This window comes from Arthrobacter sp. B0427-1-12 (assembly GCF_059092905.1).
In genome coordinates, this window is the sequence record NZ_JBNHIC010000040.1 from 1 (window position 1) to 20,020 (window position 20,020).

23 protein-coding genes are annotated in these 20,020 nt (G+C 65.5%); 11 read left to right on the forward strand and 12 right to left on the reverse strand.

The genetic code is table 11. The annotated features are described in order from the left end of the window. The first annotated feature begins 225 nt into the window (after positions 1–225). From AC5RWU_RS18460 to AC5RWU_RS18470, 3 genes are read left to right on the forward strand one after another with little or no spacing between them, the layout of a single operon-like run. On the forward strand, positions 226–942 hold the full coding sequence (locus AC5RWU_RS18460) for a hypothetical protein (protein ID WP_494032366.1): 717 nt from the start codon (positions 226–228) through the stop codon (positions 940–942). Between the two features lie 56 nt (positions 943–998). Continuing rightward, entirely contained in the window at positions 999–1,364 is a 366-nt protein-coding gene (locus AC5RWU_RS18465) for an ArsR/SmtB family transcription factor (protein ID WP_494032367.1), read from the forward strand. Continuing rightward, positions 1,361–2,407: a cation diffusion facilitator family transporter gene (locus AC5RWU_RS18470; protein WP_494032368.1), complete on the forward strand. Its 1,047-nt coding sequence runs from the start codon at positions 1,361–1,363 to the stop codon at positions 2,405–2,407. Before AC5RWU_RS18465 ends, AC5RWU_RS18470 begins: the two co-directional genes overlap by 4 nt. Positions 2,408–2,667: 260 nt before the next feature. Here AC5RWU_RS18470 and AC5RWU_RS18475 read toward each other — a convergent pair whose 3' ends face one another. Beyond that, the gene (locus AC5RWU_RS18475) at positions 2,668–3,300 is read right to left on the reverse strand and encodes a prepilin peptidase (RefSeq protein WP_494032369.1); all 633 of its coding nucleotides are present in this window, start codon (positions 3,298–3,300) and stop codon (positions 2,668–2,670) included. Positions 3,301–3,334: 34 nt separating this feature from the next. Further along, positions 3,335–5,041 (reverse strand): sensor histidine kinase, encoded by a 1,707-nt coding sequence (locus AC5RWU_RS18480; protein ID WP_494032370.1) that lies wholly within the window; start codon positions 5,039–5,041, stop codon positions 3,335–3,337. Between the two features lie 159 nt (positions 5,042–5,200). Between AC5RWU_RS18480 and AC5RWU_RS18485 the strand changes: the two genes are divergently transcribed. Both AC5RWU_RS18485 and AC5RWU_RS18490 read left to right on the forward strand, forming a co-directional pair. Then, the gene (locus tag AC5RWU_RS18485) at positions 5,201–5,926 is read left to right on the forward strand and encodes a response regulator transcription factor (protein WP_494032371.1); all 726 of its coding nucleotides are present in this window, start codon (positions 5,201–5,203) and stop codon (positions 5,924–5,926) included. A 72-nt stretch (positions 5,927–5,998) separates the two neighbouring features. Then, entirely contained in the window at positions 5,999–6,814 is an 816-nt protein-coding gene (locus AC5RWU_RS18490) for a response regulator transcription factor (protein WP_494032372.1), read from the forward strand. A 29-nt stretch (positions 6,815–6,843) separates the two neighbouring features. On the opposite strand, the gene AC5RWU_RS18495 is transcribed toward AC5RWU_RS18490, so the two are convergent. From AC5RWU_RS18495 to AC5RWU_RS18535, 9 genes are all read right to left on the reverse strand, one after another. Continuing rightward, positions 6,844–7,218 (reverse strand): Hpt domain-containing protein, encoded by a 375-nt coding sequence (locus AC5RWU_RS18495; RefSeq protein ID WP_494032373.1) that lies wholly within the window; start codon positions 7,216–7,218, stop codon positions 6,844–6,846. 168 nt (positions 7,219–7,386) lie between these two features. After that, positions 7,387–8,268: a type II secretion system F family protein gene (locus AC5RWU_RS18500; protein ID WP_494032374.1), complete on the reverse strand. Its 882-nt coding sequence runs from the start codon at positions 8,266–8,268 to the stop codon at positions 7,387–7,389. 51 nt (positions 8,269–8,319) lie between these two features. Continuing rightward, complete coding sequence (locus AC5RWU_RS18505) at positions 8,320–9,258, reverse strand: type II secretion system F family protein (RefSeq protein ID WP_494032375.1); 939 nt, start codon at positions 9,256–9,258, stop codon at positions 8,320–8,322. Beyond that, entirely contained in the window at positions 9,255–10,796 is a 1,542-nt protein-coding gene (locus AC5RWU_RS18510; protein ID WP_494032399.1) for a TadA family conjugal transfer-associated ATPase, read from the reverse strand. The genes AC5RWU_RS18505 and AC5RWU_RS18510 overlap by 4 nt, the downstream gene beginning before the upstream one ends. Further along, positions 10,796–12,019 (reverse strand): CpaE/TadZ family protein, encoded by a 1,224-nt coding sequence (locus tag AC5RWU_RS18515; RefSeq protein ID WP_494032376.1) that lies wholly within the window; start codon positions 12,017–12,019, stop codon positions 10,796–10,798. The genes AC5RWU_RS18510 and AC5RWU_RS18515 overlap by 1 nt, the downstream gene beginning before the upstream one ends. Beyond that, the gene (cpaB, locus tag AC5RWU_RS18520) at positions 12,019–12,747 is read right to left on the reverse strand and encodes a Flp pilus assembly protein CpaB (protein WP_494032377.1); all 729 of its coding nucleotides are present in this window, start codon (positions 12,745–12,747) and stop codon (positions 12,019–12,021) included. The genes AC5RWU_RS18515 and cpaB overlap by 1 nt, the downstream gene beginning before the upstream one ends. Positions 12,748–12,757: 10 nt before the next feature. Beyond that, positions 12,758–13,795 carry a pilus assembly protein TadG-related protein gene (locus tag AC5RWU_RS18525; protein ID WP_494032378.1) on the reverse strand — a complete coding sequence of 346 codons (1,038 nt, stop codon included), beginning with the start codon at positions 13,793–13,795 and terminating at the stop codon, positions 12,758–12,760. Next, positions 13,783–14,190, reverse strand: a complete 408-nt coding sequence (locus AC5RWU_RS18530; RefSeq protein ID WP_494032379.1) for a TadE/TadG family type IV pilus assembly protein — start codon at positions 14,188–14,190, stop codon at positions 13,783–13,785. The genes AC5RWU_RS18525 and AC5RWU_RS18530 overlap by 13 nt, the downstream gene beginning before the upstream one ends. Before the next feature lie 111 nt (positions 14,191–14,301). Next, positions 14,302–14,502 carry a Flp family type IVb pilin gene (locus AC5RWU_RS18535; protein WP_494032380.1) on the reverse strand — a complete coding sequence of 67 codons (201 nt, stop codon included), beginning with the start codon at positions 14,500–14,502 and terminating at the stop codon, positions 14,302–14,304. 330 nt (positions 14,503–14,832) lie between these two features. Here AC5RWU_RS18535 and AC5RWU_RS18540 point away from each other — a divergent pair, with 330 nt between their 5' ends. From AC5RWU_RS18540 to sufU, 6 genes are all read left to right on the forward strand, one after another. Beyond that, positions 14,833–15,174: a hypothetical protein gene (locus tag AC5RWU_RS18540; protein ID WP_494037136.1), complete on the forward strand. Its 342-nt coding sequence runs from the start codon at positions 14,833–14,835 to the stop codon at positions 15,172–15,174. A gap of 502 nt (positions 15,175–15,676) precedes the next feature. Continuing rightward, entirely contained in the window at positions 15,677–15,808 is a 132-nt protein-coding gene (locus AC5RWU_RS18545; protein WP_494032382.1) for a hypothetical protein, read from the forward strand. 222 nt (positions 15,809–16,030) lie between these two features. Beyond that, positions 16,031–16,270: a hypothetical protein gene (locus tag AC5RWU_RS18550; RefSeq protein ID WP_494032383.1), complete on the forward strand. Its 240-nt coding sequence runs from the start codon at positions 16,031–16,033 to the stop codon at positions 16,268–16,270. An 880-nt stretch (positions 16,271–17,150) separates the two neighbouring features. Continuing rightward, positions 17,151–17,435, forward strand: coding sequence for a hypothetical protein (locus AC5RWU_RS18555; RefSeq protein WP_494032384.1), 285 nt, complete (start codon positions 17,151–17,153; stop codon positions 17,433–17,435). 162 nt (positions 17,436–17,597) lie between these two features. Further along, entirely contained in the window at positions 17,598–18,914 is a 1,317-nt protein-coding gene (locus AC5RWU_RS18560) for a cysteine desulfurase (RefSeq protein ID WP_494032385.1), read from the forward strand. Continuing rightward, a complete protein-coding gene (sufU, locus tag AC5RWU_RS18565) occupies positions 18,915–19,364 on the forward strand; it encodes a Fe-S cluster assembly sulfur transfer protein SufU (RefSeq protein ID WP_494032386.1) in 450 nt (149 codons plus the stop codon). A gap of 103 nt (positions 19,365–19,467) precedes the next feature. Here sufU and AC5RWU_RS18570 read toward each other — a convergent pair whose 3' ends face one another. Continuing rightward, entirely contained in the window at positions 19,468–19,986 is a 519-nt protein-coding gene (locus AC5RWU_RS18570) for an LPXTG cell wall anchor domain-containing protein (protein WP_494032387.1), read from the reverse strand. Positions 19,987–20,020 lie beyond the last annotated feature (34 nt).

Here is a 20,020-nt window from a genome sequence, read left to right on the forward strand (position 1 = left end):
GTGCCCGGCAGCCGCCGCCGCGTCCTGACCCTGATTAACAAGCCCATGTACCCATGGTGCCCTCTTCCCTCTAGGCGGCACACCCCCATCCCGGGGATAAAGGAGAACCCCCCCGTACGGGCGGCCTAAGTTTGAGGATGTCGCCCGCGGGGCTGTGGTGCCACGATGGTGGTATCAGGACGGTCATCCTGCAGTCGGGGCCGTCCGGCGCCAAGGGAGCCTGTCATGCCCGCCAACCCAGTCCGTCTTCGCCGGTACACCACCGCAGCCGCGCTCATCGTTGCCGGTATCTTCAACACCGTCGCGTTCGCCGTGTGGCCCTGGGGCCGGGACGGCACCCAGGAGGCCTTCGTCGAGGCCGTCACGGGCAGCTCCTCGGCCGGTCAGCTCGGGCCTTTGCTGCTGCATTACGGTTTCGTGGCGCTGGCGGCCGGCCTGCTGGGGCTGCTGGAAATGCTGCGGCCCGGCCCGGCAGTCTGGGGGCACATTGCCGGGGTGCTGGCCTTTATCGGAGTGGTCGGTTTCCTGCCGTCGGCGCAGATCTTCTGGTTCCTGCGCGCCGCCGACAGTGCTGCGGTCTCCTCCGCGCAGCTGGCCGCCATCGCGGGGGAATACCCGGGGGAGCTGGCACAGACCGCGATCTACCGCCCCGCCGTTTTCATCACCCTCGTGGCGATCCCTGTCTTCCTGCTGGCGCTGTGGCGCAGCGGTGTTGTGTCCTGGTGGCCGGCTGCGGTGATGTTCACCGGCATGGCGATGCCGGTCTTTTTGCCCTACGGTGCCCTCTTTCCGACCCTGGCGGCCGCCGTCCAGGCCGTCGCGCTGATCTACATCGGCCTGCAGGTACTGGAGGCCGGCAGCAGCCCGCGCAGGGCACCGGAGCCCGGGACCGGCAGACCGGCCCCGCGCAAGGGAACCCAAACCCGGCCCGGACCGGCCTGAGGTGAAGCCGCTCACCGGCTATTGAGCTTCTCAGCACCCTATGTCATTATCTGCGTATGAATGAAGATAAGCAGAGATGCGGCCTGGACGTTGACAGCCAGTATGTTGAGCTGGCCGTTGAGGTATTTTCCATGCTGGCCGATGCCACGCGGGTGCGGATCATCCTGGCCCTGCGGGACAGGGAACTGCCGGTGAACGAGTTGGCTGAGACAGTCGGCAAGTCACCTGCGGCGGTGTCGCAGCATCTGGCGAAGCTGCGGCTGGGACGGATCGTGGCGACCCGGCAGGAGGGCACGAAGGTGTTTTACCGGCTGGAGAATGAGCACGCACGCCAGTTGGTGGCGGATGCGATTTTCCAGGCCGAGCATTCCCTGGGCGGCGTCCCCCGGCACCACCGGATCCGGCCGGTGGAAGCCTCATGACCCGCACCGCCCCGGAGCGCGCACACGGCCGCCACCACGGACAAGAGCACGGAGCTGGGCACCATCATGACCACGAACATGGTCACGGGAATCCGGCTGGCATCCGCGGGTTCTTCCATGATCTCTTTGTCCCGCACAGCCATGACGCAGCCGATTCCATTGACGACGCGCTGGAGTCCAGCGCCCGCGGGATCCGCGCGGTCAAGATCAGCCTGATTGTCCTGGGTATGACGGCGCTGCTGCAGCTGGGGGTCGTCGTCATCAGCGGTTCGGTGGCGCTGCTGGCGGACACCATCCACAACTTCTCGGATGCGCTGACCGCGATCCCGCTGTGGATCGCGTTCATCCTGGGGCGCCGGAAGGCGACGCGCCGCTACACCTTCGGCTACGGGCGGGCCGAGGACCTGGCCGGGCTGTTCATCGTGGCCATGATCGCCCTGTCCGCCCTCGGGGCCGGCTGGCAGTCCGTGGACCGGCTCCTGAACCCCCAGCCGTTGCAGAACCTGGGCTGGGTCTTCGCGGCCGGACTCGTCGGATTCGCCGGCAATGAACTGGTTGCCATGTACCGGATCAAGGTCGGGCGCAGCATCGGATCGGCCGCCCTCGTGGCGGACGGCTTCCACGCGCGGACGGACGGCTTCACCTCGCTGGCCGTGGTCCTGGGCGTGGTCGGGGTGTGGCTTGGCTTCCCGCTGGCCGACCCGATCGTCGGGCTGATCATCACCGGCGCCATCGTGGTCCTGCTCTGGGGCACCGCCCGGGACATCGGCCGCCGGCTGCTCGACGGCATCGACCCGGAACTCGTGGACCGCGCCGAGGCGATCCTGCTGGCCGACGACGCCGTGCAGGAACTGCCCGATGTGCGCCTGCGCTGGAACGGCCACCGGCTCAACGTTGCCGCCACCCTGGCACTGGATCCGGCGATGACCATCGACGGATACCACCGCCTGAAGCGCCGGCTGGAGGCCGGACTGCACGAGGGGCTGCCGGGCGTTGACTATATTTCCCTCACACCTGTCCTGGCCGGACGGCGCGCCGGGTAAGGCGCAGGTCTCCGGGGCCGTCGCCTTCGTCCGCGCCCACATGCGCACCTTCAACCTCGCCGGAGGCTCCCTGCTCATCCTGGTCGCTCCATGCGGTCCGGGAGGTGCCTTTGCCGGTGCGGCTGGCCGGGGCCTCCCTTGACTAACGACGGCCAGTACGTTGTCCGGAACTCAGGCCCGAGTGCCAGAGTTCAGACTGGCTCCTACCGCCGTCCCGTCGCCGGCAAAGTGCCGGCCGGCGCTTGGCGGGAGAATCCGAGTCAGCCCCACGTCCCCAGGACCGCAGCCAGGGCGGCGGCGACCATCATCGGCCCATAGGGGAAGGTCTGCTTGCCTGAGGAGCGGGTGAAGATCAGCAGGCCCACCGCCGCGATGCTGCCCAGGATGAAGCCTCCCATCATAGTGACGAGCCAGGGCGTCATGCCAGCATAGCCGCCATAGAGTCCCAGGACTCCCGCGAGTTTGACGTCGCCCATGCCCAGCCCGCCGGGGGAGATGAGCGCCAGGACCAGATAGACCGCGAACATCACCACGGCCCCCAGCAAGGCCCCCAGCAGGGCGCCCCAGCTCCCGGTAAACAACGCCGCGGCCGCCAGCAGCACTGCGGCCGCGCCGAGGAACGGCAGCACCAGGGCGTTCGGCAGCAGCTTGGTGCGCAGGTCGATCGCCCCGAGGAGCACGCCGAACACGGCGAGCACCAGAAATGCCGGCAGCTCCCAGGACCAGCCGAGCCGCCAGGCCACGAGTCCGCAGAGCACGCCGGTCAGCGTGGCCAGCACCGGACGCCACCGAGCCGGCAGCAGGGTGCGGCTGTCCCGGCCGGCCAGCCGGAACAGCAAGAACCCGGCCACCGCGCCGGCACCGGCGCACGCGGCAGTCAAGGCAACGCCCACAGCAAAGGCACCTCCCGCCGTCGTACGTAGAAGCTTACGACTGCTCAGCCGCCGACGGGCTGATCGGCAGGGTCACCCTGAAGGTGGTGCCGGAGCCGGGCGTGCTGTCGCAGTGGATGGACCCGCCGTGGTTTTCGACGATGGTTTTCGTGATGGTGAGCCCCAGGCCGGCGCCGGCTGCGGCGGACTTGCGGGCTGAATCGGTCCGGTAGAACCTGGTGAAGACCCTGGCGGTTTCGTCGCCGGTCATGCCCGTGCCGGTGTCGGCGACCTCAAGGTGGACGTTGTCCTCCTCCTCGCGGAGCCGTACCGCCACGGTGCCGCCGCCGGGGGAGTACTTGATGGCGTTGGAGATCAGGTTATCCAGCACCTGGCCAATCCGGAGGGGATCGGCGTAGGCCCACACGGATTCGGGCATCTCCTTCACGAAGGAGATGCCCGCCTGCTGCGCCTGGTTCTCGGCCGATCCCACGCTCGCTTCGACTACGCCGGCCAGGTCCGTGGGCCGCAGCGTGACCTTCATGGAGCCGGTGGCGGACAGGAGGAAATCGGAAACCAGGCTCAGCAGCCGCTCGGCGTTGCGCCGGGCAATGTTCAGGTAGCGGACGTCATGGCCGGGCAGTTCATCCTCGTCGTCGAGGACCAGGTCCAGATAACCGAGGATGGAGGTCAGTGGGGACCGGAACTCGTGGGAGACGCTGGATACCACTTCATCCTTGGCCGCGACCGCCTCCACCAGTTCGGTCACGTCGCTGAAGACCAGGACGGAGCCGGCAAAGTTTCCATTCCCGTCCTTGAAGGCCCGTGCGGCTACGGACATCGCGCGCTGAGCGTTGCCTTCGCCCAGCCACACCAGTTCCCCGGAGAAGCTCCCGCCGTGGACCGCCCGGTGCAGGGGACGTTCCTCCGGCGGCAGCACGGTGCGTTTGTCCCTGCCGTATACCAGCAGCTGTGCCTGATTGGGATCCGGCTCGCCGGGCGGGGTGGCCAGCCGGTTGAAGAGGTGCTGCTGCCGGTTGGTCAGTACTTCATTGCCGTCGCAGTCGACGGCCACCAGACCGACGTCGATCGTCTCCAGGATGGTGTGGAGCAGGCGCTCGTGTTCGTTGCTGGCCTCCAGCAGCGCCCGCAGTTTCGCGTCCTTCTCCATGAGCTGCCGCTGCTGGCGTGTCAGGTGGGCCGAAGCGAAGCGGATGGCGAGGGCTACGGTCAGCAGCATCAGCGGCAGGAAAAATGTCCCGGCGAAGTCCGCGGCCCTGACGGCCGGGAACCTCGCGAGCACCGGGACCAGTACTATCAGCAGCGGTCCCAGGAAGCTCAGCAGCACGCTGGTCCGCGGCCACAGCCCCGACGCGGCCAGCCAGATGACGGGAAAGACGGCCAGCACGCCCAGCCCGGGGAGGATCCCGTCCGCACCGGTGCGCAGGATTCCGATGGCCAGGAAATCCAGCAGGGGGACTGCCACGACAGCCCCGGGCCGCAGCCGCTCCCAGGGGACCACGAAACAGCACAGCATCAGGGCAATCTGGATCAGCAGGCCCAGTTGGAAGAGGTCGCTGACCAGCAGTTCCGGCCGCAGTGCCGGGGCGGAGACGGCGATGACCAGCACGACGGCGGCGAGCGGGAACTGGCAGAGGGCCACCTGCACCCGCGGCCCCAGCCGCTGGAAACGGCGTTCGGCGTTCAGGAAGGAAAGAGTCTGGTCCGTCTCAGAGGCCGGCTCGGATGTCGTCTCAGACATGCTGCTGGGTGCGTCGCGGTGTTCAGGCTTCATCCTTCTCCCGATAGTATCCAGTGCATAGGCTCATTATTGCCCTGAGCTCCTATATTGAGTAACGCCGAGGGAACATTCGAGGGACATAGGTCCGAAATAGCACCAATCACGGAAGCGAGGCGAAGGTTGGAAGACAACCGGGTAGCGGTAGTCATTGAAGATGAAACTGATGTCCGGGACTTGATCTCGGTGGTCCTGGAACAGTCCGGTTTCAGCGTCCACACCGCCCGCAATGGAGTTTCCGGCGTGGAACTGGTCCGCAGCCTCAACCCCAGGATTGTCACCCTCGACGTGGGCCTGCCGGATATTGACGGCTACGAGGTCACGCGCAGGCTGCGCCGGTTCAGCGAGTCCTTCATCATCATGCTCTCCGCGCGCGCCGAGGAACTGGATACCCTGATGGGCCTTGAGGCTGGCGCTGATGACTACCTGTACAAGCCCTTCCGCCCCCGGGAACTACGTGCCCGGGTCGAAGCAATGCTCCGCCGCCCCGGCGGTCGTCCGCCACGGATTGCTGCAGCGGGCAGGGGTTCCGCCGCCGCGTCAGGCACAGCCGGCTCTCCGGGTCTGGTTCTGGACGAGGAGTCGCTGACCGCGGTGATCGCGGACCGGTATGTGGCCCTGGACCGCACGGAGTTCGAGATCCTGCAGGCGCTTTTGGCGGCGGGCCGGTCGGGGCTGCCCAAAGGTGAACTGCAACGCCGGATCGCTGCTGCAAGCGGCGGGACAGGGGACGGTGCGGACGATCTCGAAAAGTACATGACCTCACTTCGCCGGAAGCTGGACGTGGACTCGCGCTCGCCGCGCCGGCTGCAGCGAGTACGGCGGGACAGTTACCGGCTTGTACCCTAGGAATCCGGGGGATCTCCGCATCGGGCGCGATGTTCCGGGCCAGCCAGTTTCCGTCCGCTATGAAGGAAAAGCATGAGTGAGCGCAGAGTCGCCGTGGTGATTGAGGATGATACAGACGTCCGCAACCTCGTTGACGCCGTGCTCAAGCAATCGGGGTTCGAAGTGCACTGTGCCTCCACCGGCAGCGAAGGCGTGGAGGAAGTCCGGCGGAACAACGCCACGGTAGTGACCTTGGATGTGGGTCTGCCTGATATCGACGGTTTTGAAGTCCTGCGCCGCATCCGTGAATTCAATGACTGCTATGTCGTCATGCTCACCGGCCGGGCCGAAGAACTTGACACTTTAATGGGGCTCCAGGCGGGGGCTGATGACTACATCACCAAGCCGTTCCGGCCCCGGGAGCTTCGGGCACGGATCATGGCAATGCTCCGCCGCCCGCGGGTCGCACTGGAGAAGCCGGAAACAACGACGCCGGCACCCGACTTTCCGGCGCCGGTCACCCCAGCGCAGGGCACGCAGGCTCCGCAACGGCCTGGACTGCAGCGGCCGGGCCGGCCAATCTACGAGCACAACGGTCTGGTCGTGGACCCCGTGACTCGCCGGGCCGCGCTGTCCGGGATCGAACTCACCCTGACCCGCAGCGAATTCGACCTTATCCATGACCTGATGCGCAGCGCCGGCGCGGTGCGCACGCGGGCGGACCTGGTGCGCGTGGTGCGCGGCGAGCATTACAGCCGGGAGACCTATGTCAGCGAGGCGGACGAGCGCGCCGTCGAAGTCCACGTGGGGAACCTGCGCCGTAAACTCAACGACGATTCCCGGCAGCCGCGGTGGCTGCAGACGGTTCGGGGCGTCGGCTACAGGCTGGCTCCGCCGCGTCCGGAATAGCCGTCCCCGGAATAGCCCCGCCAGAACGGTTACCCGGCCAAGTACCCGGAGCGCAGGGTGTCTACGGTCTGCGTGCCGCACTCCCGGATCGCTGGCAGCGCGGCAACGGCGGCGGCCAGCTCCCTGCGGCGGATGACCGCCTCCAGTTCGGCGGCCAGGTATGCAAGCCGGGCTGCGCCCACCATCGCGGAGGCGTTCTTGACGCTCAGGACGGCGTCCAGCGCGGCCGCCGGATCCTGGAGTTCGACGGCGGCAGCCAGCTTCGCGCTGCGGCCCGCCCAGGAATCAACATAGTCGCGGGCGAAGGACCGAGCCGGAGCCGGGTCGTCCAGCTGCCGCTCCAGGTCCAGTAGTACGTTTAGGTCGACCAGTGGCAGGTGCCCCCCGAATGCCTGCGTCATCATGGCACGCACCGGCGCTGCCAACAGACAACAGTCATGGGTGGCACCGCCTTTGTATCGGAGTTTCTTGAGGAGCATTACCAAGGCTACTTTCTGAAAATTGGATAAATCTGGAGAATGGAGCTTCTTGCCGGATTCCTGTGGAAAAACTGAGGGTTGCAGCCCCAAAAGCTATCCGCCGAGGGTCTCGATCACGTTCAGCACGGCCGGACCCAGCAGGGCGATGAACAACACCGGCAGGATGCAGACCATGAGCGGGAAGACCACCTTCACGGGAATCTTCATCGCCGTCTCCTCAGCGCGCTGCCGGCGCTTGACCCGCATTTCCGCCGCCTGGGTGCGCAACACGCCGGAGACGGAGACGCCGTAGGTGTCCGCCTGGATCACGGCCCGGACAAACTGCTGCAGGTCCTTGCAGGTGGTGCGGTCCGCCAGCGCCTGATAGGCCTCGCGGCGGGAGCGGCCCACCTGCATGTCCTGCAGTGCCCGGATCAGTTCCGCGGCCAGCGGGCCCTTGCCGTTCTGCCCCGCGCGGGCTACAGCGGAATCGAAGCCCAGGCCTGCCTCCACCGCGATGGTCATCTGGTCCAGGGTGTCCGGCAGTTCCAGCGCGATGGCCGCCTGCCGCTCGGTGCCTTTGCTATAGAGCAGCAGGTCCGGAACAAAGTACGCCACGACCGTCACGGCCAGGGCCAGCAGCAGGGACCGGGCACCGGGGGAGCCGCTAACAAAGAGGACCCCCAGCAGCGCAGCGGCGCCGGCCAGGACAATCTTGGCGACCATGAGCCGTTTCAGCGGCCAGGCTTGGGGCCGGCCCGCGAGCGCCAACTGGCGTTCCAGCCGTGCCCCGAAACTGGATGGCGTGAACCGGCTAGCCAGGGCTTCGAACTGCTGCGCGCGCCTGCGCTCAACCTTCCGCTGCGGCACCAGGCCTCGGGTGAGGTTGGTGCGGATGGCCTCCTGCTGCGGCGGCCGGTGCCCGATGAGAGACCAGGCCAACAGGGGGATGGACAGTGCGATGGCCACCGCGGCGGCTGCAATCAAGGGGGACATCGGCTGTCTCCTTCTATCGGTGTGCGAAACGGGCTTGAATTTGAAAACGGGTTAGAACTTGAAACTGACAACTTTGCGCAGCCAGAGGCCGCCCACCAACAGGAGGACCCCGGCGATGCCCATCAGCAGGAAACCCAGCGGGCTCCGGGTGAACTGCGTCATGTAGTCAGGAGTAATCACCATCAGCAGGGCGGACAGACCAAACGGCAGCACCATCAGCACGATCGCGGAGATCCGGCCCTCGGCGCTGAGCGCCTTGACCTGGCCGCGGATCTGGTTGCGCTCGCGGATGGTGTGGCCCACGCCGTCGAGCACTTCGGCCAGGTTGCCGCCCACTTCGCGGTGGATGGCGATGGCCTGGGCCACCCATTCGAAGTCCTCGCTGCCCATCCTGCGGGCGGCTTCATGGAGGGACTCGCCGAGGTCCCGGCCCAGCCGGGTCTCATTGATGATCCTGGTGAATTCTTCCGAGGTCGGTGCCGGCGACTCGGCGGATACCGCGTCGACCGCCCGCAGCAGGCTGTGTCCGGCACGCAGGCCGCTGGCCAGCAGTTGGAGTGAATCATCCAGCTGGGCGGCGAAGGCCGCACGGCGCCGGCTGGCCAGCACACCCAGGACCACTTTGGCGGCTACCGGAGATGCCAGCACGAACAGCAGCGCCAGCAACGGGCCGACCAGTATCAATCCGATGGCGGCACCGGCCGCAGCCGCTGCTGCCACCAGCACGATGAGTTCAGCTGGCCTGATTTTCAGTCCGGCCGCCTCAAGGGTTCCGGCCAGGGCTGGAGTCTGCCGGCGTCGGGCCAACATCCCCTCAACCCATGCGGTGGTCCGCGCGGTCAGCGATGTCAGGTGGGAGATGGTCGGGGTTCCCGGCCCGCGCCGTCCGGCGGCAACTCGGGGCAGCCGCGGCGCCAGGACGGCGAACACGGCCAAGGCCAGGGCGCCGTAGCACAGCAGCAGGCCCAGGATCAGGAAGACGGGACTCATCGTACAACCCGGCCCGCCGCCGTGGAGGAAGCGGCGGCGGCCCCGAAGACTGCAGGGGACAGCTCGATACCCAGTTCCTTAAACCGCTCGGTGAACTGCGGGCGTACCCCGGTGGCTACCGGTTTACCCAGGAATCGGCCGTTGGCGTCAACCCCGGCGCTGTAGTCGAACACGAACGCGTCCTGCAGCGTGACGATCTCCCCTTCCATGCCCTGTACCTCCGTTACGTGGGTCACGCGGCGGGTGCCGTCGCGCAGGCGGGTCAGCTGCACGATCACGTCCACGGCGGAAGCGATCTGCTCGCGGACGGCCCGCAGCGGCAGGTCCATGCCCGCCATGAGCACCAAGGTTTCCAGACGGGAGATGGCATCGCGCGGCGAGTTGGAGTGCACGGTGGACAGCGAGCCGTCGTGGCCGGTGTTCATGGCCTGGAGCATGTCCAGGGTTTCGCCGCCGCGGACCTCGCCCACCACAATTCGGTCCGGGCGCATACGCAGCGAGTTGCGGACCAAGTCGCGGATGCTGATCTCGCCCTTGCCCTCGATGTTTGCCGGCCGGCTCTCCAGCCGCACCACGTGGTCCTGCTGCAGCTGAAGCTCCACCGCGTCCTCGATCGTGACGATGCGCTCGCCGGTGGGGATGAAGGAGGACAGGACGTTGAGCAGGGTGGTCTTGCCGGTGCCGGTGCCGCCGGAGACGATGATGTTCAGGTGCGCCTTCACGCAGGCGTTGAGCAGTTCGGCCATCTCCGGGGAGAGGGTGCCGAAGTTGATCAGGTCGCAGACTTGGAACGGGTCCTTGGAGAACTTGCGGATGGTGAGCGAGGAGCCGTTGACCGCCAGCGGCGGGATCACGGCGTTGACGCGGGAGCCGTCCTCCAGGCGGGCGTCCACCAGCGGGGATGATTCGTCGATGCGCCGGCCGACGCGGGAGACGATGCGCTCGATCACCCGGCGCAGCTGCTCCTCGGAGACGAAGCGGGCGGGGCTGCGGGTCAGCTTGCCCTTGTGCTCCACGTAGATCATGTCCGGTCCGTTGACCATGATCTCTGAGATGTCCTCGTCGTCCAGCAGCCGCTGCAGCGGGCCGTAGCCCAGCACGTCGTCGCTGACTTCGCGGATCAGCCGCAGGCGTTCGTCCTTGCTGAGGAGGATTTCCTCCTCTTCGACCACCTTGACCAGCTCTTCCTGCACCAGCAGGTGGAGCTTGTCCTCGCTGAGGGTGGAGTCGAGCAGCCGGGAGCCCATCCGTTCGAACAGGATAGCGCTGGCCCGTTCCTTCATCTTGGCCAAGGCATCTTGGCCGGCCGGCTGCACCGGTGCCGACTTGGCCTGGCTCGCAGCGGCTGCGATCTGTACGGAGAGAGTCGGTGCGGTGACTGCCGGGACGACGACGACGGCGGCAGCTGCCTTGTCCGGCCGATTGGCAGCCGGCGCGGCATTACGGCGGGGGGCGGGCCGCGTGTCGGCCGGAGCATGATTGACCGGCGCGGCGGGAAGATGCCCGTGGGCGGCCTGCAGGCGCTGGGAGAGTTTCATCATGCTCCTTTACGGTGGCGGGCCCGGCGCTTGGCGGCACCGGACTGGGAGGGGGCGAAGCGGTCCACCAGCCGGGACAGGGCTTTGGCGGCGGGATCGCGGGGAGCGCTGTGCAGGATTGGCACTCCCTGGTTGGTGGACAGTCGCACTGCCCGGGTGTCGGGGATGAGGAGGTCCACCTTGGTGCCCAGAGTGGTCTCGACGTCGCGTTGGGTCAGGCCGTCTCGTGGGTCGGCGGCGTTGAGGACCACGTGGCGGGTCAGCGGGGCCATGCCCAGTTCCCGCAGCACGTCCAGCTCCTTGCGCAGCCCGCGGACGCTGGGAACGTCCATGCCGCCCACGAAGATGAAGTCGGTAGCCTTGTCCAGGGCGGAGAGTGCGTGCTCGTTCAAGCCGGGGGCGGTGTCCACGATGACGTAGGCGTACTGGCTGGCCAGCTGGTCCAGGAGTTGGGCGACCTGCTCGCCAGTGACCTGTTCGCCCTCGGCCGGGGACTCCGGTGCGCACAGCGCGTACAGCCCGCTGGGGTGCGCGGCCAGGTAGGACTTCAGGACCATGCTGTCGCCCTGCGCGGCGGGCCGGACGGCGTCCACCAGGGAATGCTCCGGTGCCAACTGGAGGGCGGTGGCTACGTCACCGAACTGCAGGTCCAGGTCCACCACCACGGTAGCGTGCGGAGCAGAAGCGGCCAGACCGACGGCAAGGTTGGTGGCCACGGTGGTCTTGCCGGCGCCGCCCTTCGGGCTGACCACGGCGATGATCCGTCCGTGGGCGCCCTCGCCGCCTGAGGCGTCGCCGCCTGAGGCGTCGGCGCCTGAGGCGCCGCTTCGCCGGCGGATAGAGGTGCTGCGGGTAGCGCGGTGCAGCAGCACAGCAAGCTCGGATGCCTCCGTCTGCGGGTGCACCACGTCCCGGATTCCGGCGCGCATGGCGGCCAGGACGGTGTCCGGATCCGGATCGCCGACCAGCAGCACGCTGACTTCGGGCCGTTGTACTTCGAAGGCGCCAGCCAGACGGAGGGCGTCTTCGCGGGCAATCCCGGTTCCGAGCACCACCACGTCCAGCAGCGCCGGGCTGGCCAGTGCATCCAGGACTTCCCGGGGTTCCGACGGGATCGTCTCACTGTCCCAGGCCGTGACCTGTCCCTCCAGGGTGCCGGCGGCGGCGACACTGAACTGCTGTTCGAAACCGGGATCGGTGGCCAGAAGTGCGTAGCGGCTCATCAGTACAGTCCTTCCTTGGTCAGGACACGGGTGTCATTTTCGGTCGCCGAGGCCGGCTCCTTGGAAAGCCAGATCCGGGCGAATTCCTGGGCGTAGATCACTTTTTCAGCGTTGGGTGCGGACACGGCCAGGGTGACCAGGACAATGCCCTCCGGAGCCGGCGCGGCTGCGCCCTCGGTTTCCGCGGGAGCTGCAGGTAGGCCCTGCACGCTGGTGACCAACACCTTGTGGAGGGCCAGGTGGGAAACCGGGCCCTGGCCTTCTTCGGGGCCTTCTTCCATGGACATGAAAATCCCCACGGTGTCGCCGGGCTTCAGCTGTCCTCCGACCACGCGCTGCGGTTCCAGGGCGATGGTCACTTCCTGCATTCCATCCGGCACCGCCACGGTGCCTTCAGGCTGCAGATCGGCGGGATTGGCGAAGCGGGCCGAGAGCAACTGCTCCCCGGCCACCAGATCGACGACGGCAATCTGGCCGGCCAGGTCCGTCACGTCAGTGACGGTGCCGGCGGGAACGATCTTGGCAGGTATTTGCTCTGTGGTGACGAAGGAGGTGAGCTGTTCTGCCGGGGTGCCTTCCGGAATGTCCTTGGTTGCCACCAGGACCTCGGTGGTTTCGGTTCCGGCCATGGCCCGGGCGTCCGCGCCGCCGACATAGGAAAGAACCAGGACCGTGCCGATGACGGCCATCAGGATCGCTGCGGCGGCTCCGATGATTCTTGTTTTCACTGCTGTGTTCCTATTGTGTGAGCGAGACGAGGGACGTACCGAATTGGTTGAGGCCGCCGCCGAAGGTGAACTTCTGTTCGGCCGCATCAAGAGTCACGAAGGTGACGAATTCTCCGATCAGGGCCCGGCAGTTGCCGGTGCAGGCCACGGAGGCGGGGCTGAGGTTGTTGTATGCCGAACCGCTGAAGTTCCAGCCGGACAGTTCGAAGGCCGCGAAGCCCATGATGTTGTACCAGCCGTTGGAGCCCTGCCCGCCCACGTTGTCGTAGAGCGGCAGCAGGACGGTGGTGTTGACCACGTTCTGCAGCATGTTGCTGTTCTTGCAGGCGGCGGGCAGGTCGTTACCGGTGTCGCTGGTGACCTCCGGGTCCACCGGGAATTCCGGCAGCGTGGAGCCGCTGATGTTGATCTTGGTCTGGCAGGTGCCTGCCGGGTTCTGCTTGAGCCAGCCGAAGCCGCCGGGGATGGTCCGGGACGGACCGGCGTCACCCGGAATAGAGGAGCTGGAGCATCCGGCTGTAGTGGAACGGTTTGGATTGAAGTCCACCCGCTGCACGCCGGCGTCGAGCATGTTGTTGAACTGGCACCAGGAGATGGCGACCGGCAGCACCGCGCTGCCTGCCACCGGAGTGCTCCAGCGTGCCTTGGACTGAGTGGTGACCGTGGCGGAATCATCCAGGCCGAGGATGGGGGCGAAGGCCATGGCCAGTCCTAGTCCGTTCGGGGTCCGGGTGGTGGTGTCCACCGTGACGGTTCCCGTGGACTGGCTGAGGGTGACGGCGGCGTCCGCCAAGCCGTCGGCGGCGTTCTGCCCGGCCAGGGAGGTGGCCAGAGCGGTGAAGTCGCTGCCGCAGTTGCCGGCGGCGCAGTTCTGCGCCACGGCCAGGGCGGCGGAGTCCGAGCCGTTCTTCAGTTGGGCGCGTTCGTAGAACAGGGCCCCGATATCGATGACCAGGGCGGCCATGCCCAGCAGGACAACCATGAAGATGGCGGTGGTCACCGCGACGGCGCCGCGTTCATCCTTTAGCTCATCCTTCAGGCGCCGCATTGCATGACTCCTTTGCCGGTCAGGTTGATGCTGGCCCCGAACATGCCGGAGAGGAACTGAAGAGGATAGGTGACGGTGACTGTAACGGTGGAGCCGGGCGGGCAGGGCCCACTGCCGGTGGGGCTGACCGAGATGGCGACCTGCGAATCGGTAGGATCCGGATGCAGGGCGCTGGCCGAGGCAACGGTCGTTGCCCGTGCATTCGTGAGTGTCTGGGAAGGTACAGCGTTGATGGACATGACCCGCGCGCCGTCACGCGCAGCGGCAGTCAGCATCATCTGCGCGTTGTAGACGCGGCCGAACTCCACGATGCCCAGCAGCAGGAGCAGCAGGATCGGCACCACGAGGGCGAATTCGACGGCGGCTGCTCCGTCCTCGGCGCGTAGGCGCTTCATCGGTTGCTCCTTTCGTTACGCCAGGCGGGGGCGAAGATCGTTTCGATGCAGCGCCCCCGCCTGCGGTTGCCCTGTATCCCGGGCGGAACTGGATTCGGCTGTCTATATTCCTTAGAGACCGAGGCCAGCGCGGAAGCCGGTGAAAATAGCGGTCAGGTCGTTACCGAAGATGGTCATGCCGCCGATGATCAGAACGGCCATGACGCCGACCAGCAGGGCGTACTCAACGGCGGTGGCGCCGGTCTCTTCGCGCTGCAGGCGGGTCTGGAGGTTGATGCCGAGGGTCTTGAGGGTGGCGAGGATGGAAAGCATTTTTTCTCCTGTGAGAGTGGTCTGGACTGGCCCTGCGCCAGCCGCTGATAAAAAGTTAGCAACGACTTTCCGGCTTTTTGCTTGACTTTTGTGTTTCCTGTGCTAGTCCTGATCGAACGGTGTTCTTAGTGGGGAAACCCTGAGCTTTCACTGCACAACGCTGTGGCTAAGCGTGTGGAAATCTCGCCGTGATCTCGGTGGTTAAGCGGCGCGTGCAGTCGAGTCGAAACCTCATCAGTAGACTCGAGCTGTGTTCACAGCGGACGCGGAATTGGACCAAATGTTGCCCTCGACGGGAGCAGCCGACGTACCACCGAGGGTGAACGGCGCATGAAATATCCCAGGGTTATTTATGCCCGGGGCGCTGCTGTTTGCATGGCCCTCGCCCTCATGGTGGTGGTGCCGTTCACGGTGCTGGATAACCGACCCTCGCATTTCGGCTGGCATATGTACGCGATGCACGTCGAACCGCCGCAGATGCAGGTCGTCTTTGAGTCGGGCGCCTCAGAAAAGCGGTCTCTCTCAGAGATCGCCGCACGCTACCGTCCGGAGGTTGATTACTACGAGCCGACGCCCAGGTACCTCTGTCAAAAGGAACCTGAGATTCAGGCCGTGAAGTTCAAGCGCGACTTCCCAGTACACGAGGAGGAGTTCGCGTGCTCCAGCTTCTGACCCGCACGATCGACGCGCGGCCGCTTGCCATCTGTGGATCCCGCGGATTCGCCTGCTGGCCTCTATTGCCGGCGCAGGTCTGCATCTTGGCATACTGGCGTTCCTCAAAGACCCGGAACCGCTGATTCCGCTCGCATTGCTTATGTTCACCGGTTATGTCCTATTTGCCTTCGATTTCAGTGAAAGACGTCAGCACGCACTTCAGGATCGCTGGACGTTTTAGGGGCCAGCCAGAAGATGCGCTTCGGCCATGATTCGGGGCTTGATTGGCGACACCAATAATTTGGTATGTATGCTTACGGTCATTGGGCCCGGTAACGGGGCGTGGGGGACTGGGCGTTAGTGCTTGGTCTCCTTTTTCTCGTCCCCTGCCCTGGATGACACGGAGAACGGAAATGACGATTGTCGAGTATGTGACCGGCTTGGCCGGGATGGTGGGAGCAACGGTGCTTGCCGCCGGTGTTGCGCGGGTTGCGCTCTTGTGCAGGAAAGCGATGTCCTCATGACCGAACCCCGGGAATACATCGACATCAACCCCTACCGCCGCCGGATGCCGAGGTGGCTCCCCTACGCGGGCCTGATGTCGCTGATCGTGGCGGCTGCGGCGATCGTCATCCTGGCTCTGGCCCAGTAGCCTTTTCGGAGCTTCCTGCCCGCTCATCGGCGGTAGTGGCAGCCCCACTCCAGGGCCTGGCCCAGATGCTGGTCGCTGAAGCAGGGATGAGCTTTATGCAGCCGCCGGCCCTGCCCAGCGTTCCTGGCCGTCCCGCTGCTGGCGATAAGTTTTCTTGGTCTGCTGCTGATCGTCTGAACCCCGCTGCTGTTCACCGGTGCGGTCTCGGCCGAAGCGCTCATTGTGCTGCTGGTGCTGCCGTTCATGATGCTCGCCGTCGGTTATACCGTCCGTACACTCATGGCGAGCATGCAGGATCGGCAGCGGCTGCTGGAGCAGACCCGGAGTGAATTTCAGGAGGCGTTGGCGGCCGGCGCCCGCAAGGAACGGCTACTGGACACGGTGGTCGAAACCGTCGGAGTGGGAGTGCTGGGGTTGATGGCGCCGGCAATAACATTCTGCGGAACCGGCGGCAGCGGCTAATCCTCGAACTGGCCGCACCTTCACCCTCACCCTGCCCGCAGCCCCTGCAGACCCCGGCAAATACTGTGCCGATTCTGAGCAGTTCCTGTGGCGATGCGATTTGTTCCTTGCGGAAGGTCCGCCATGCTAATCGAGTCAGGCCCGGTGCACACTGACGGCTAATCCGAAGGCAGAAAGTAGCAGGGCCTGCTGTGGCCGCCCCTCGTTGGGGGAGGGACGGCCGCAGCGCGAAACTGTTGCGATCTGCTGGAGAAGGCCGACGGCGGTATACCGCGAGCGTCTGCCGAAGTGGCTGTCCTCTGCGGTCAATAATTCTTCCGCAGCCTTCATGGCGAAGTGGGGTTTCGTTCGGCGCCTAGTGAGACCTCGACGGATAGACTGAACCCGCCGGCTGACTTGGTACCCAGCTGCCTGCCGGCGCGCAGCTCAGTCATAGGAAGGCCTTGGCATGGAAGCACGCCCTGCACGCTTACCGGTACTTCTCTGCGGCCTTGCAGGAGCTATGCTTTCCGTTGGCATTCTTGTGCCATCCGCCTATGCCGCCCAAAGGCCGGATTTTCCTGATTTGCCGCTGCCGGCATTGACGAATCCCGGGAAGGGAAACCGCCCAATGCCGTCGGAGGGGCCCACGCCTGCGCCAATGGAGTCGGAGTCTCCGTCGCCGGTGCCGGCTCCCGCTGATCCACCAAGCGAGCAGCCTGCACCGGAGCAACCTGCACCGGAACAGATTCCCGTGAACCCCGTCGAGCCGGTGCCTGCTCCGGCACCCGCGGCCCCGGCACCCCTGCTCCCGGCACCAGCCCCCGCACCTGTGGTTCCAGCGCCGGCGATCCTGTTCGTTCCGGAGCAGGTTCCAGTAGTGCCTGAACCGGTGGAACCGATGCCGATTCAACCTATCGCCGAACAGGCAGAACCGACCCCGACGCCGGAGCCCAGCCCGTCGACTGTGGAACCTTCGCCATCGCCGTCCACGGCCTCGTCCGCTACGGCCACCCCTGGACAGGAAACCGCATTCACGGTTACCCCCGGGACGGTGGATGAGGCGGGTACCGCTGTCCCCGCGGGCAGCCTCCTGGCATGGTGGACAGTTGTTGGTTCGTCCTTCGTACTGGGTGCCCTGGGCGTCTATTACCTCATCGCCTCCGGCAAACTCCGCCGCCCCTGAGACCCAACGGACACGTGAAGCATCGGTAAGGTTTGCCTGCGAGGAATTACGCAACACTAACGTGGGATAATTGAATGTCAGTCGCGGACGGCAACCTTGCCGCCGCCCGCACCCCATGAACGTTCCCGGAACGTTCCTCGCCTGAAGTTCGAGGAGTTGAATATGGCTCTGGTTTCCGCCCCTGCCACTTTGGAGCAGAGCGCTCCGGCCATCAGCAATGAGGAAGTGCTGCGGATCCGCAACGACTTTCCCATCCTGAATCAGCAGGTGAACGGGAGCCAGCTCGTCTATCTGGACTCCGGGGCAACGTCGCAGAATCCGGTCAGTGTGCTCGAGGCAGAGCAGGAATACTATGAGCAGCGTAATGCTGCCGTGCACCGGGGTGCCCATACGTTGGCGGTCGAGGCAACGGATGTCTTCGAGGCGGCTCGTGAGGAGCTCGCCAGATTCGTGGGGGCCCGCTTCAATGAGATCGTCTGGACGTCGAACGCCACCGAGGCTCTGAATCTGGTGACCTATGCGTTCTCAAATGCCAGCGTTGGCCGTGGCGGAGGGGAGTCTGCACGCTTTGCCCTGAAGCCGGGCGACGAAATTGTCGTCACGGAGATGGAGCACCACGCCAACCTGATCCCGTGGCAGGAACTCGCATTCCGGACCGGCGCAACGCTCCGCTACATCCCCATTGACGACGCCGGTGAGCTGCGGCTGGGCGAGGCCGCCGGCATCATCAACGGTGCCACACGGATCCTCGCCTTCACGCATGCCTCCAACGTGCTGGGAACCATTAACCCAGTGGAGCAGCTTGTCGGCATGGCGCGGAACGTCGGCGCTTTCGTGGTCCTGGATGCCTGCCAGTCCGTGCCGCACATGCCCGTGGATGTCAAAGCGCTGGACGTGGACTTTGCTGCGTTCTCTGGTCATAAGATGCTGGGTCCCACGGGCATCGGTGCCCTGTACGGTCGTGCCGAACTGCTGGACGTCATGCCGCCATTCCTGACCGGTGGATCGATGATCACCACGGTCACGATGGAGAAGGCCGAATACCTGCCCTCGCCCACGCGCTTCGAGGCAGGTACTCAACGTATCTCGCAGGCCGTCGCATTGGGCGCTGCCTGCCGTTACCTGGCCGAAACCGGGATGGACCGCATCCATGCTTGGGAAGCTGAGCTGGGGCAACGGCTCGTCGCCGGTCTAGAATCCATCGACGGTATCCGGGTCGTTGGCCCTGCAGCCGGGCTAGATAGGATGGGATTGGCGGCGTTCGATGTGGACGGCGTGCACGCGCACGACGTCGGCCAGTTCCTGGATGATCGCGGCATCGCCGTCCGCGTCGGTCACCACTGTGCCCAGCCGCTGCATCGGCGGTTGGGATTGATCGCTACCACCCGTGCGAGCACCTACCTGTACAACACGACGGACGATATCGATGCCTTCCTCGCGGCTGTGGCTGGCGTCCGCCCTTTCTTCGGAGTGAAATAAATGAGTTCCGCCCTCGAACAGTTGTACCAGCAGATCATTCTGGACCACGCCAAGGAACGCCATGGGTCCGGATTGGTCGAAGCGCCTGTGGGGGAGAGGTCCGGGGAATCGCACATGCTCAACCCCACTTGCGGTGACGAGATTACGCTGCGTGCAGCGGTTCTGGGGAGTACTGTGTCGGGAATTAGCTGGGAAGGGCAGGGATGCTCGATCTCCATGGCTTCAGCTTCTGTGCTTTCTGATCTGGCGAAGGGGATGGACCGGGACGAACTGTTGAAACTCGTGGATATGTTCCGTGAAGTCATGCGGTCCCGAGGATCTGTCGAAGCCGACGAGGAAATCTTGGGAGACGCAGCGGCCTTCTCGGGAGTCTCCAAGTACCCCGCCCGAGTCAAGTGCGCAATGCTCGCCTGGGTGGCAGCAGAAGAAGCCCTCCTCGCCGCCAACTGACGAACGTCGGTCGTTGAGCGAGCGCCCGTGAGTCGAAATGCAAAAAAGCGAAGGCCGGAACCATCGGGTTCCGGCCTTCGCCCTATGAACTGAAAGTCAGCGACTACGCATTGCGGCGCCGGGCCACAACTACCGAGGCAGCGCCCAGACCCAGTGCGCCCAGACCAGCGGCGCCCCAGATCATCATGGCGGAATCCATACCCGTGTTGGCGAGGCCAGAGCCAGAAGTAGAGGAACCGCCAGCAACGCCTGCGCCGCTGCCCGAAGTCCCGCCGCTGAGAACGGAGGCGCCAACTACGGTCACCGTCTGGGTGAGCGACCGGGTGTTGCCCTGCGGGTCAAGGCCCGTAGCGGTCAAGGTGTAGGTTCCGGTCTCAGTCGGAGTAACCTGCACAGAGAATGCCCCGGTTCCGTCTGTGGTGGCAGAGCGGTTCTGAACTTCAGCCAGGACGATCGGTCGCGCAGCCACTGCAGCAGCCGCACGTCCACCTGCAACTCCCACACCGGACGCGCCCGCGCCCTCATTGGAGATGTTAATGGTGATGGGCGCATTGATGGCAAATCCGTTGCCGCTAAAAATGATGGTGTCGCCGAGGTTGATGGTCGCAGCGGAGACAGTCACGGAGGGAGGGCCCGGAACATAAGGCTGAGTGACG